The organism is Ruegeria sp. BHSB056 (assembly GCF_059613305.1).
The window spans coordinates 1-13265 of sequence record NZ_JBXWSG010000024.1 but is presented as its reverse complement, the minus strand read 5'-3'; the positions used below and the strand labels follow the sequence as shown (position 1 = coordinate 13265).

General features: G+C 56.0%; 14 protein-coding genes and 1 pseudogene. 9 read left to right on the top strand and 6 right to left on the bottom strand.

From position 1 onward, the window contains the following. Positions 1-9 precede the first annotated feature (9 nt). The 6 genes from AC2FND_RS08455 to pcaQ all read right to left on the bottom strand — a co-directional run bounded on the left by AC2FND_RS08455 (position 10) and on the right by pcaQ (position 6140). Complete coding sequence (locus AC2FND_RS08455; RefSeq protein WP_209506825.1) at positions 10-840, bottom strand: carbohydrate ABC transporter permease; 831 nt, start codon at positions 838-840, stop codon at positions 10-12. 12 nt (positions 841-852) lie between these two features. Continuing rightward, a complete protein-coding gene (locus AC2FND_RS08450; RefSeq protein WP_496769109.1) occupies positions 853-1719 on the bottom strand; it encodes a carbohydrate ABC transporter permease in 867 nt (288 codons plus the stop codon). 106 nt (positions 1720-1825) lie between these two features. Then, positions 1826-3130 carry an ABC transporter substrate-binding protein gene (locus AC2FND_RS08445; protein ID WP_480508254.1) on the bottom strand — a complete coding sequence of 435 codons (1305 nt, stop codon included), beginning with the start codon at positions 3128-3130 and terminating at the stop codon, positions 1826-1828. Positions 3131-3223: 93 nt separating this feature from the next. Continuing rightward, positions 3224-4249: a LacI family DNA-binding transcriptional regulator gene (locus tag AC2FND_RS08440; RefSeq protein WP_480484635.1), complete on the bottom strand. Its 1026-nt coding sequence runs from the start codon at positions 4247-4249 to the stop codon at positions 3224-3226. Between the two features lie 197 nt (positions 4250-4446). Then, positions 4447-5154 carry a class II aldolase/adducin family protein gene (locus AC2FND_RS08435; protein WP_496769106.1) on the bottom strand — a complete coding sequence of 236 codons (708 nt, stop codon included), beginning with the start codon at positions 5152-5154 and terminating at the stop codon, positions 4447-4449. Positions 5155-5198: 44 nt separating this feature from the next. After that, on the bottom strand, positions 5199-6140 hold the full coding sequence (gene pcaQ / locus AC2FND_RS08430; RefSeq protein WP_496769104.1) for a pca operon transcription factor PcaQ: 942 nt from the start codon (positions 6138-6140) through the stop codon (positions 5199-5201). A gap of 97 nt (positions 6141-6237) precedes the next feature. Between pcaQ and pobA the strand changes: the two genes are divergently transcribed. The 9 genes and pseudogenes from pobA to AC2FND_RS08385 all read left to right on the top strand — a co-directional run. Continuing rightward, complete coding sequence (pobA, locus tag AC2FND_RS08425) at positions 6238-7407, top strand: 4-hydroxybenzoate 3-monooxygenase (protein ID WP_496769102.1); 1170 nt, start codon at positions 6238-6240, stop codon at positions 7405-7407. Then, entirely contained in the window at positions 7407-8195 is a 789-nt protein-coding gene (gene pcaD, locus AC2FND_RS08420; RefSeq protein WP_496769100.1) for a 3-oxoadipate enol-lactonase, read from the top strand. The genes pobA and pcaD overlap by 1 nt, the downstream gene beginning before the upstream one ends. Further along, complete coding sequence (gene pcaC / locus AC2FND_RS08415) at positions 8188-8565, top strand: 4-carboxymuconolactone decarboxylase (protein WP_496769098.1); 378 nt, start codon at positions 8188-8190, stop codon at positions 8563-8565. The genes pcaD and pcaC overlap by 8 nt, the downstream gene beginning before the upstream one ends. A 52-nt stretch (positions 8566-8617) precedes the next feature. Beyond that, on the top strand, positions 8618-9346 hold the full coding sequence (gene pcaH, locus AC2FND_RS08410) for a protocatechuate 3,4-dioxygenase subunit beta (RefSeq protein ID WP_496769096.1): 729 nt from the start codon (positions 8618-8620) through the stop codon (positions 9344-9346). A gap of 2 nt (positions 9347-9348) precedes the next feature. Further along, positions 9349-9966, top strand: coding sequence for a protocatechuate 3,4-dioxygenase subunit alpha (pcaG, locus tag AC2FND_RS08405; RefSeq protein ID WP_209599053.1), 618 nt, complete (start codon positions 9349-9351; stop codon positions 9964-9966). 48 nt (positions 9967-10014) lie between these two features. Beyond that, a complete protein-coding gene (locus tag AC2FND_RS08400) occupies positions 10015-10836 on the top strand; it encodes a 3-oxoadipate:acetyl-CoA acetyltransferase (protein ID WP_480920853.1) in 822 nt (273 codons plus the stop codon). A gap of 66 nt (positions 10837-10902) precedes the next feature. Next, a complete protein-coding gene (locus tag AC2FND_RS08395) occupies positions 10903-11964 on the top strand; it encodes a 3-carboxy-cis,cis-muconate cycloisomerase (RefSeq protein ID WP_496769094.1) in 1062 nt (353 codons plus the stop codon). Positions 11965-12295: 331 nt separating this feature from the next. Further along, positions 12296-12502 carry a hypothetical protein gene (locus AC2FND_RS08390; RefSeq protein ID WP_496769092.1) on the top strand — a complete coding sequence of 69 codons (207 nt, stop codon included), beginning with the start codon at positions 12296-12298 and terminating at the stop codon, positions 12500-12502. 149 nt (positions 12503-12651) lie between these two features. After that, positions 12652-13153 (top strand): annotated as a pseudogene (locus tag AC2FND_RS08385) (transposase); the annotation flags it as partial. Between the last annotated feature and the right edge of the window lie 112 nt (positions 13154-13265).

The following is a 13265-nucleotide window of genomic DNA, read 5'->3' as shown; positions in this document are numbered from 1 at the left end:
AAGTTTTCCTTATTTCACAGCGCCAAAAGTCAGGCCGCGGACAAGTTGTTTCTGGCTAAACCAGCCAAGGATCAGGATCGGTGCAATCGCCATTGTCGAAGCCGCGCTGAGCTTGGCAAAGAACAGGCCCTCGGGGCTGGAATAGCTGGCGATAAATGCGGTCAGCGGGGCCGCGTCTACGGCTGTCAGGTTGAGGGTCCAGAATGCCTCGTTCCAGGCAAGAATGAAGTTCAGCAGAACAGTCGAAGCGATGCCCGGCACAGCCATGGGTGTCAGGATGTGCAGGATTTCCTCTTTCAGCGTTGCCCCGTCCATCCGCGCGGCTTCAAGGATTTCACCCGGAATTTCGCGAAAGTAGGTGTAAAGCATCCAGACGATGATCGGCAAGTTGATCAGCATCAACACGACGACCAGCCCACCTCGTGTATCAAGTAGCCCCAGACGAATGAACAGCAGGTAGATCGGGTAAAGGACACCGACCGCTGGCAACATCTTGGTCGAGAGCATCCAAAGCAGAATGTCCTTTGTACGTTTCGAAGGAACAAACGCCATTGCCCATGCTGCCGGTACGGCAATGATCACACCCAACAGGGTTGACCCGCCTGCGATGATGACCGAGTTCCAAAGGAAACGCATGTAGTTCGAGCGTTCCTGCACAACAGCATAGTTCTCAAGCGTCCAGTCGAAGTTCAGGAACAGTGGCGGGCTTGCGATGGCCTGTGCTTCGGTTTTGAAGCTGGTCAGGATGGTCCAGAGGATCGGGAAAAAGATCAGCAGACCGACGGCCCAGGCCAGGGCAGTGTTCAGCGACTTGCGTTGGATTGTGACGGTGCGGGCCATGGTTTTACCTCCTCACGCGTCCAGGTTCTTGCCGACGATGCGCATCAGGAAGACCGCAACGATATTGGCGAGAATGATGGCATAGACACCTCCGGCTGATCCGAGACCCACATTCTGGCTTTCCAACACGCGCTGGAAGATCAGGTAGGTGAGTGTACGGGTGCCGAATGCCCCGCCGGTGGTGACGAAAATCTCGGCAAAGATCGAAAGCAGAAAGATTGTCTGGATCAGGATTACGATTGTGATTGCACGGCTCAGGTGCGGCAGAATGATGTGGTAGAACCGCTTGAGCGGCGGTGCGCCATCCATTTCAGCAGCTTCCAGTTGCTCACTGTCCAGCGACTGGATTGCGGTCAAAAGGATCAGTGTCGCAAATGGCAACCATTGCCACGACACGATCATGACAATCGAGGTCATTGAAGCTTCGGACAACCACGAGACCGGTTCAGCCCCGAAAAAGCGCCACAGATGGGCCAGCAACCCGTTGACCGGGTCCATGAACATGTTTTTCCAGACCAGAGCCGACACAGTCGGCATAACAAAGAATGGTGCAATAACGAGGATGCGCACCACCCCCTGGCCCCACATCGGTTGATCTAAAAGCATAGCGAGCAGGATGCCCAGAATGATCGTAATCGCCAACACGCCGATCACAATGACAAGCGTTGCCTGTACCGCGGGCCAGAACGAACTGGACGAAACAAATCGGATATAGTTGTCGAAACCCACCCAACCGAGATCACCGCCCCGCAGGGGAAGATACTTCTTGAAGGAAAAATACAGGGTCATCGTCAGCGGCACGAGCATCCAGCCAAGCAGCAGTACCACTGCGGGTGCCATCATCAGGCGTGCAACTGATCTGGAATGTTGAGTTGCCATTGTGCAAGACCTCTCTGTTCAGGCGTAAGGCAGCCTGCGAGAAAAACACGAATTGTGAAAGTGGGAGCGGGGGACAGAACGTCTGCCCCCCGCTGGGAAGGTTGCCTCAGTACCCTGCGGCTTCCATCTCTTCTGCTGTGAAGGCCTGCGCTTTGGCAAGCGCCTCATCCACTGTTTGCTGCCCGGCATAAACGGCCGAGAATTCCTGGCTTACCTGTGTGGCAATCCCTGCAAATTCCGGAATGGCCACGAACTGGACACCGGTATAGGGTGTCGGCTGCACACAGCAATTCTGCGGGTCAGCCATCAGGATCGATTCCAGAGTCATTTTTGCAAATGGGACTTCCTTGTAGTTGTCATTCTCATAAAGCGAGGTCCGCGCGCCCGGAGGCACATTGGCCCAACCTTCGTTTTCAGCCACCAGCTCGATGTAGTCTTTCGAGGTTGCCCATTCGATGAACTGCTTGGCCGCATCTTCCTGCTGAGTTCCCGCCGGGATTGCCAGCGCCCAAGCCCAAAGCCAATTGGCGCGCTTGTCGACGCCTTCCGAATTTGGTGCAAGTGCGAAGCCAACCTTGTCAGCTACGGTTGAGTCGTCCGGATTTGTCACAAAAGACGCGGCGACGGTGGCGTCAATCCACATGCCGCACTTGCCTTGCTGGAACAAAGACAGGTTCTCGTTGAAACCATTTGTTGCATAGCCAGCCGGGCCGGATTCACTCATCATGTCGACGAAGAACGTCAGCGCCTCTTTCCACTCGGGCTGATCGAACTGCGGCTTCCAGTTTTCATCGAACCAGCGCGCACCGAAAGAATTGCCGGTTACGGTGATAAAGGCACCACCTTCACCCCAGCCCGCCTTGCCACGCAGGCAGATGCCGTTAATGTCGTTGTCGCGATCGGTCATGGCAGCCGCAGCTTCACGGATGAATTGCCATGTGGGTGCTTCGGGCATTTCCAGACCGGCCTTTTCCATCAGGTCGGTGCGGTACATGATCATCGAGCTTTCGCCATAAAACGGCGCAGCATAAAGCGTGCCATCATGGCTCAACCCGCCTGCCATCGCAGGCAGCAGATCGCCAACATCATATTCATCGGACAAACCGTCCAGCGGTACCAGCCAGCCGTTCGCACCCCAGATCGGGGTTTCGTACATGCCGATGGTCATGATGTCGAACTGACCGCCATTGGTGGTGATGTCGGTCGTGACGCGCTGACGCAAAACGTTTTCTTCCAACGTCACCCATTCAACATCAATGCCGGTCGCATTGGTAAAGTTGTCTGTGTAGCCCTGCATTCGGATCATGTCGCCATTGTTGACGGTCGCGATCGTGATGGTTTCCGCTTGGGCTGCTGCCGTAGCGACGAAAGTCAACGCAGTCGCCGCACGAAGTGCGTTCTTCAAATACATCCCTGTCCTCCCTGAGCTTGGATGCTGTACAGAGACCCTAGTTTATAAATTGTCGCGGCGTCAATAATAACTTTACGCGCGTTAAGTTTTAATTCACGCAGATTCTCTTAAGACAAGCCGTGCCGGAAACAGAGTTTCCGTCCGATCATCAAATTTTCCCCCGCTTTCAATGAGTTCAAACAAGGTGTCCACACTGCATCCTGCCACGTTGTCATAATCATGCGCAGCTGTTGTCAGCGATGGGCACGTAAATTTTGCAAAAGGGTGGTCGTCATTTGATGCGACACGGAGTGAGCATTCTTCCGTTCGCCCAACCCGAATCCCCTGCTCATAACAGGCAGCCAGAAAACCGATCGCAAGGCGGTCATTGCTGCACAAAACCGAATTCGTCCTGAGAGCGCCTTTCTCCAACACCCTCAAAGCACCTTGATGCCCGATCTCTTCAAACGCCCAGCCTTCACCATCGATTTTAATGACATGGGGCTCGAACCCCAGACGTTCCATTACCTCGATATATGCCTTGCGTCGCTTGTTGGCGTTTGGGTTTGCTGGCGTGCGCATTTCAAAGAAAGACGGAGGTTCACCCGTCCGGGTCATGTATTCCACGGTTTGGGACACAAAACTGAAATTGTCCGATCCAATAAATGCGGCGCCCAACCCTTCAAGGTTGCTGTCAAACAGAACAGTAGGCACCTCGGCGCAAAACTTCTCGATGTGAGCGCGGTCCGAGGCACGCCCTAATGGGGCAAACAGCACGCCCGCCGGTTTCAGAGAGCGCAAACTATCGAGAATTTCATTCTCCAGCTTCTGTTCACCATGCGAGCTGAAAAGAGATGGACGATACCCGGCAGCAATACAGCTCTGCTCAAGGTATCTGGCCATCTCGGCAAAAAAAGGATCGGCTAGATAGGGAACAACGATGCCGATATTCTTGGTCAGCTTTCGGTTCTGGTTCACCGCGTAGATGTTGGGGCGGTAATCGAACTTTTCCAAAGCTTCTTCGATACGCGCCCGCGTAGAGGAACGAACGCTTTCCGGGTCGTGGAAATATTTGGAAACCGTTGGCCGCGAAATCCCGCTCAGGGCCGCGAATTCCTCCATATTTCTTATTTTTGCCATACCTACCCGCTTGCGGAACTCTTTTGCTTTGACCTTACATTTTCTTTACGCGCGCCAATAAATCAATAGGCAGCCGTATCCGCGCGAATGGCCAGATGCGTGGCACCAACGGCGAACAGGCGAAAACCTCCTGATCACGTCGCGAAGTTCTGGACTTGAGCCCAATATACCGACCCCCAGCGCGGCCATCCTGGCGCTCACATCTGTTCAGACGCATTTTGCTCCTGCGCGGTGCCTGCTGCGACGTCCTTGTAGTCGTCCTGAGCGCCGTAAGAAGCGAAACCGGATAGCGTTTCGGAAATCTGTTCATCGGTCAGGATCACCGGACCGAGGGTCAGGGAAAGGTAATATTGACGGGCAATGGTTTCCAGCTCGACTGCGCGCCATATGGCCTTGTCCAGGTCCTCTCCCATGGCAATGGACCCATGATTTCCAAGCAGACAGGCGGTTCGATCTTGCAGCGCTTCGATCGCCAGCTCCGACAGCTCGGGCGTGCCAAAGCGCGCATAGGGTGCGCAGCGAACATTGGGACCGCCGAAGGCCGCGACCATGTAATGCGCTGCCGGGATTTCTTTGTGTGCAATCGCCAGTGCCGTGCAATAGGTCGGATGTGCATGGACCACCGCGCCCATATCGGGTCGGGTCTTGAGAATGTCGAAGTGGAACCGCCATTCGGTCGAAGGTTTGAGCGGGCCATCCCAGGTCCCATACTCCCCATCAAATGGCATTGAGACGATCATCTCGGGGTTCAGCTTGTCATATGGCGTCGCCGAGGGTGTGATCAGCATCCGGTTCTCGTATCGGGCCGAGATATTGCCGGATGTGCCCTGGCTAAGACCACTGGAATTCAGAAAAAGGCATTTCTCGATAATCGCCTCACGGATTCTGCGTTCCTTGTCATCCATCTTGTGCTCCTGTCCTCGCGCCACCCCGGCAGAATGGACCAGCCTTAGTTATCAGAGGTCGCACCATCAGGCGACAAGCCCAACCTTGCAATTGCATTGTCCAAAGCCAACCCGAAAACCTGCGCCTGAGGTGACAGGACCTGGTCTGGCCGACGCATCAGCCCAACGGGTCCGCGCGTTATCGACGTATCAAACGGCAACGCCACAAGGTGGCCATCGCTGATTTCATTGGCAACCACCCCCGCCGAGATGATCCAGATCGCGTCGGTCTGCCGGGTATACACCCGCCCGAAAGCACCCGAGACAGTTCCCAAACGATCTTCGATTTCACCAATCCCATGCGCGATCATGAGGCGATCCACCAAGGGCCGAATTGCCGATCCTTCAGGCGGGTAAAGCACTTGCCACTCGGTAATCCGCCTGAGATCGGGGGCTTTCAGCAGGGGGTGATCCGCGCGCACGACAAAGACGACCTTCTCCTCGTAAAGCTGGGTAAAGGAAATGCCCTGCATGGTTTCAGGGCGACCCAACCGCCCGATAACAAGTTCCAGGTCGCCCAGACGAAGACGCTCCATCAAATGGCCATGTGGACCGTCGAAAACGCTCAGTCGGGCATTGCCCGCAAGTTCGGAAAACTCAGTGGCAACGGCTGGCATCAAACGGGCCGCAACCGAAGGCAGCACCCCGACCCGGAGACTGGCTCTGCCCCGCGCCTCGATCTGCTCCACACCAGAAAAGCCTTGCTGCAAAGCGGCCAGCGACATTTCGGCGAAATGCAGAAACACTTCACCCTGCCGTGTCAGAGAAACACCGGACCGGTTACGGGACAACAGCACAGTGCCCAGAATATCCTCAAGCTCCTTAAGCGTCTTGGATATCGCCGGTTGCGTGAGAAACAGCTTCTCTGCCGCAACTTTCAGGCTTTTCTCGCGACATATCTCAATAAAACATTGAATATGCCTAACTTTGATGCGGCGATCTATCATTACTTTCCAATTCCGGCAACTAAGTCCAAGCAGAACTCATTTTACATATCGAGAAATGGCGTTCAATTATTAGATACGCGAAATCAGGAGAGCCAACATGCGCGTTCAGGTCGCGATCATCGGCGGTGGACCTTCAGGTCTTTTGCTCAGCCAGTTGTTGCACCGCAAAGGCATAGACACCATCGTGTTAGAGCGCAAAACCAGAGAATATGTTCTGGGCCGCATTCGCGCCGGCATTCTGGAAACCGGTTTTGTGGAACTGATGCGCGAGGCCGGTGTAGGAGAGCGGATGGACAAGGAGTGTTTTGTCCATGACGGCACAGTGATCTCATACGGCGATAACGAATTCGGCATTAACTTTAAAGAGCTGACCGGCAGCCACGTTGTTGTTTACGGACAAACGGAAGTAACCCGTGATCTGTATGATGCCCGCGATGCGATGGGAGGTAAGATCGCTTTCAACGCCGATGATGTTCAGATTCACGGGGCTGACAGCGATACGCCTTATGTGACGTATCAAGCAGATGGGACCAGACACCGGATTGATTGCGATTTTGTCGCCGGGTGCGACGGGTTTCATGGGGTGTCGCGTCAAACCATCCCGCTGACCGTGCGCCGGGAATATGAAAAGGTCTATCCATTTGGCTGGCTAGGCGTTTTGTCCGAAACACCCCCGGTCCATGACGAACTGATATATGCCGGATCGGAACGCGGTTTTGCGCTTTGTTCCATGCGCAATGAGAACCTCAGCCGGTACTACATTCAATGCTCGCTGTCTGACAGTGCCGATGACTGGACTGATCAAGCCTTCTGGCAGGAACTGAAACGCAGGATCCCCGCGCAATATGCTGAGACACTGATCACCGGGCCATCGGTCGAAAAATCAATTGCGGCGCTGCGGTCTTTCGTGACCGAACCAATGCGCTGGGGCCGTTTGTTCCTGTGTGGGGATGCCGCGCATATCGTGCCCCCCACCGGGGCCAAGGGGCTTAACTCAGCGGCAAGCGACATCCACTATCTGCACAACGCACTGCTGCAATTCTATGAAGACCACGACAGCGAAGGCATCGACCGCTATTCCGAAAAAGCGCTGGCCCGGATCTGGAAGGCCGAGCGGTTCAGCTGGTCCACGACCAACCTGTTGCACCGTTTTCCGGAACAGAACGGCTTTGACCTGAAAATGCAGAAGGCTGACATTGATTTCCTGCGCGAAAACAAAGAGGCCCAATCGGTGTTTGCACAAAACTACGTCGGGCTGCCCTACTGATGCAGATTGCGGCGCTGGATAACATTCACCTGCATTGGCGTGAGGATGGCGATCCAGATGGCACGCCTGTGGTGTTTGCCAACTCGCTGGGAACTGACCTGCGCCTTTGGGACAAGGTTTTGCCCTTGCTGCCCAAGAGGCTGCGCCTGATCCGGTTCGATCTGCGTGGTCACGGCCTGTCGGAATGCCCTCAGGCGCTTTACAGCTTGGCTGAGCTGACAGATGAGGCCGAGGCGTTTCTTGACCATATCGGGGTTCGCGACACGGTGTTTGTCGGCCTGTCGATTGGCGGCATGATCGGTCAGGCGCTGGCTTCGCGCCGACCAGACCTGATCCGCGCCCTTGTTCTTTCCAACACCGCCGCAAAAATGGGGACGGCCCAGATGTGGCGTGACCGGATGGGCGCAATCCGATCGTCCGGCATCGAGTCTGTGGCTGACGCAATTCTGGACCGTTGGTTTGCAGCGGATTTCAGGGCAACCGATAACGTGCTGCTTTGGCGCAACATGCTGGTACGTACCCCTGTTTCTGGGTACCTGGGATGCTGCAACGCGATTGCAAATGCTGATCTCGAACCCATGACCCGGGCGCTGCGATTGCCAGTTCTGGCCATCGCCGGATCAGATGACCGCGCCTGCCCACCCGAACTGGTCCGGCAGACTTGTGCTATGATCCCCGGGGCGCTCTATGCCGAAATACCCAACACCGGGCACCTGCCATGCGTGGAAGCCCCCGCCACCTATGCTGAACACTTGTCCGCCTTCCTGATGGAGAACCGCAATGAGTGACAAATACGAGTCCGGTATGCGAGTGCGCCGCAGAATTCTGGGCGACGCCCATGTGGATCGCGCCGAAGACGCCAAGTCTGATTTGGACGGTCCATTTCAGACGCTTATCACCGAAGGCGCGTGGGGCACCGTCTGGGCCTCGGACGGGATCAGTGACCGAGAAAGATCCATGTTGACGCTGGCTTTGCTTGCTGCGTTGGGAAATTTCGAAGAAATCCCGATGCATATCCGCGCCACAGCCCGCACCGGCGCCAGCAAGCAGGATGTACTTGAAGCGTTTCAGCACGTCGCAATTTACGCGGGCGTGCCGCGCGCCAATCAGGCCCTCAAACTGGCAAAACTGACCTATGATCAAATGGAACTGGACTGAATGGGAAACGCGCAGAAACCCGAGTCAGACAAAAAGGAAGTGTGATCCGACAATGTTGAAACAAGGTGAATTCTACCAGCGTGACCGCGAGTGGCACCCACCTGCGCTGACACCCGACTACAAGACCAGCGTGACCCGTTCACCGCAATATTCGCTGATCTCGCTGCAAAACTCAATCAGTGAGGTCACCGGCCCGGTTTTTGGCCACAATGATGTTGACCCTCTGGATAACGACCTGATCTCGAACTATGCGCAACCCGGAAAAAGCCCGATTGGCGAGCGTATCATTCTGCACGGCAGGGTGCTGGATGAAAACGGACGTGCGGTGCCAAACACGTTGGTGGAGATCTGGCAGGCGAATGCGGGTGGGCGCTATCGCCACAAGAAAGATACCTATCTGGCACCGATCGATCCCAATTTCGGTGGTTGCGGCCGCACCCTGACAGATGAAAACGGTTATTATTTCTTTCGCACCGTGAAACCCGGTGCCTACCCCTGGCGCAATTGGGTGAACAGCTGGCGTCCCGCCCATATCCACATGTCGATATTCGGAACAGGTTTTGCGCAACGCCTGATCACACAATGCTATTTCGAAGGTGACCCGCTGATCGACAGGTGTCCGATCGTGAAAACTATTCCTGATGCCGATGCGATCAGCCGCCTGATTTCGCGGCTCGATATGAATTCAACGATCCCTCTGGATACCATCGCCTATAAATTTGACGTGGTCTTGCGCGGTCGGCGCTCGACCCTGTTTGAAAACCGTCTGGAGGGGAACTGAAGGTGCAACAGCTTAATTATCTGAAGGAAACCCCCTCGCAAACAGCTGGGCCTTACGTCCATATTGGCCTGGCACCCGGGGCTGCCGGATTCGAAATCTACAGGCAGGAATTGGGCTGGGATATAGCCGGACCAAATGCCGAGGGTGAGCGTATTCGGGTCGAAGGGCTGGTCGTGGACGGGGCAGGATCGCCCATCAAGGATGTTTTGCTTGAGGCTTGGCAGGCAAATGCCAGGGGCGTCTATGCCCATCCTGAGGGCGGCAGCGATGTCGAAGACGGCTTTCGCGGCTGGGGACGCGTCATCACCAACTTTGAAACCGGCGAATGGGCGTTCGACACAGTCAAACCCGGTCCGACACCGGGGCGAAACGTGGGCCAGCAGGCCCCTCATATCAACCTTTGGGTTGTTGCCCGGGGTATCAATGTCGGCCTGAATACGCGTATCTATTTCGAGGACGAGGCAGAGGCCAATAGCAAGGACCCGGTCCTTAATCTCATCGAATGGGAACGCCGCCGCGCAACGCTGCTGGCCAAACGCACCAATCGGGACGGTCAAGTTGTCTATCGCTTCGATATCAAGATACAAGGCGAAGATGAGACCGTCTTTTTTGATATCTGACTACTTGGTGCTGTCTTTCCAAGGCAGCACTTAATTCAGGAAATCACCATGACCAAACCCTGCATCATCTGCGTGGCAATCACCGGTTCCCTGCCCACCAAGAAGAACAACCCCGCGGTGCCGATCTCGGTTGCGGAACAGGTCGAAAGCACGCAAGAGGCGTTCGAGGCCGGGGCCAGCATCGTCCACGCCCATGTTCGCAACGATGATCAGACGCCCAGCAGCGACCCCGAAAAATTCGCTCTCCTGAAAGAGGGTTTGCAAAAACACTGCCCCGGAATGATCATCCAGTTTTCCACCGGTGGGCGGTCAGGCGCCGGCCAGGCCAGGGGCGGAATGCTGCCCCTGTCACCTGACATGGCGTCGCTGTCGGTTGGATCGAACAACTTTCCCACCCGGGTTTATGAGAATCCGCCCGATCTGGTGGACTGGCTGTCAGCCGAGATGCGAAAATACGAAGTCACACCCGAGATCGAGGCGTTTGACCTGTCCCACATCCTGCAAGCGATCAGATTGCACAAGGAAGGCAAGCTTTATGGCAAGCTGTATGTTCAGTTTGTCATGGGTGTCAAAAACGCGATGCCGGTCGACAGGGCCGTATTCGACTTTTACGTGAAGTCCATGCAGGATCGCGCACCGGATGCTGAATGGTGTGCTGCCGGGATCGGTCCAAACCAGATTGTGGTAAATGAATGGGCCATTGCTGCGGGTGGGCACACGCGAACAGGTCTGGAAGACAATGTCCGACTGGACCGGAACACGCTTGCGCCTTCGAATGCTGCGCTGGTCAATCGCGTAACCGAGCTATGCGCAAAGCACGAACGTCCGGTCGCAACATGGCAACAGGCCCGCGAAATTTTGGCTCTTTGAGCGCAGGGAGAATCGGCGCCATGACGATTGATATCCGCCCTCTTCAGTTCAAAGGCCACTAATAGGATGGAACAGCTTTCCACTCATCCCTGGCTCAGCGGGCTGTTTGAGGACCCACAGACCTCAGAGATGCTGGGTACAGAGGCTCAGCTGCGACACATGCTGTCCGTCGAGGCCGCATATTCTGAGGCTTTGGCGGCCGTCGGCTCCGTACCAGCAGAGGTGGCGGATACCGCGGCAAAACTTATCCGACAACACCGTCCCGACATGCAGGCGCTGCGCGACGGGACGGCATTGGATGGCGTGGTTGTGCCCGCGCTGGTGCGGTCGCTCAAAGCGGCATTGCCTGATCATTGCCACGTGGCGCTGCATAAGGGGATGACGTCGCAGGATGTTGTCGACACCGCTCTGGTCATGTCAATCAAGGACATTCTGGAGTTGTTTTCGGCCCGCCTTTCAAACCTGATAGATGCGCTTGTGGCGCTGGAACAGGCACATGGCGAATGCGTGATGATGGGGCGAACCCGAATGCAGGCGGCAATGCAGATTACAGTTGCCACGCGCCTGCAAAACTGGCGGTTGCCATTGGCCGATCACCAGAAACGCCTGACCGAATTGCAGCCCAGATTGCTTGTGCTGCAACTTGGCGGCGCCGTTGGCGACCGCGCCGGGATGCACGGATCCGGACAGGCAATCGCGGATCATATGGCCCATAGGCTTGGCCTGATCAGTTGCGATGCAAACTGGCATACCTGCCGGGACAATCTTGCGGAATTTGCCTCATGGCTGTCATTGATAACGGGCGCGCTGGGAAAGATCGGTCAGGACGTGTCGCTCATGGCTCAGCAGGGGGTGGACGAGGTTTCGCTGACATGTGGCGGCGGATCTTCGGCGATGCCTCACAAGCGCAACCCGGTCCGCGCGGAACTGCTGGTCGCTCTGGCCCGTTTCAACGCAATCCAACTGTCGGGAATGCATCAGGCACTGGTGCACGAGCAGGAAAGATCCGGTGCCGCCTGGACGCTGGAATGGATGATCCTGCCCCAGATGATCCTGGCAACGGGACAGGCTCTGATCAGCTGCCATACATTACTGCAACAGATTGACCGGATCGGCCCGGTGGAGTGACAGCACTATCCTTTTGAGTATTGGAAAGTTTGAGCACTGTCTTGTCCCTGCGACTTAACCATCAACCCATGCGGCAAACGGCCAGTACATTCGGCCAGGTTGAAAGCGGATCAGTCTCACCATCGCTTGCCACGCTCCAGTCACTGTCTGCCGCTTTGGAAGTCCCTTTGATGGCCCTCTTCGCCCTTACCGATGTAACGGCGGTTGTTCATCACGTTAAGACAAGCGAAGGATTACCTTCGCAACGCGTCACAAAGAGTTACACGCATGACGACCGTTTGCTGGCAAGCAAAGTGGGCCTGGCGGCATGTTTCAATGAGCAATATCGCGATTGCCCCGCGACCAATCCAAATCGCTGCCAAGATACCAACGCAAAGGATTGGACTTCCTGTACGTGATCCGGGGCGAAGCCGTGCATCAATGCAGAGCTGATGATTTTGTTCTGGGGGTCAGCGACACTTTGAGCTTCGATGCAATGCTGGCGCATGATTTCACCGAGATATTGTCCGAAGAAGTTGAGGTCATCACCGTGAGGTGACGCCCTCAGAAACGCGCGAAGAACGATCATTCCAACACAAGGTCAAAGAAACCAACACCTCATGGAGGTCACGTTCAAACAAGTTGAGGCATTTCGAGCGGTGGTTTCGACCAGGACGGTGACCGAAGCCGCTGCCATGCTTGGAATATCGCCGCCAGAAGACCCTGACCATGAACACCCTGTATCACAGGTCCAACGGGCCGCTGCACTTGCTGATCGACAGCACCGGGATCAAGGTCGAAGGTGAAGGCGAGTGGCACGCCCGCAAGCATTGTGGCCCCAAACGGCGGGTCTGGCGCAAGATTCGCCTTGGGATCAAAGAGGAAACCCTGAAAATCCGAGCGGTCGGGATCACCGGGCGTCACGGCAGATGGTGCCTACGGTACGCGCGAGTACCTCGATGAGATTGCAGATAGCGGTACCCATGCCGTCATCCCACCCCGCAAGAACGCGAAGCCCTGGAAGACGATTACTTTTGGAGCCGTGGCCCGCAACAAAGCCCCGCACGTCAAATACCTCGGCCGCGCCCTGTGGCGACGATAGAGTGGATACCATCGTGGGAGCCGCGTCGGGGCGAAGATGCACTGTGTGAAACTGCTGGGCCAACGGCTCATGGCGAGGCATGTCGACCGTCAGGTCGCCGAGATCCAGGGTATCCGTCCGGCTTCCCCGCTCTGACGGCGTTCGGGAGAGAGTGTTAAAGATGTCCACTATCGATAGTGGACATCATGGGGCGCTCTATGGCGGGCAAGAAGGGTCAGAA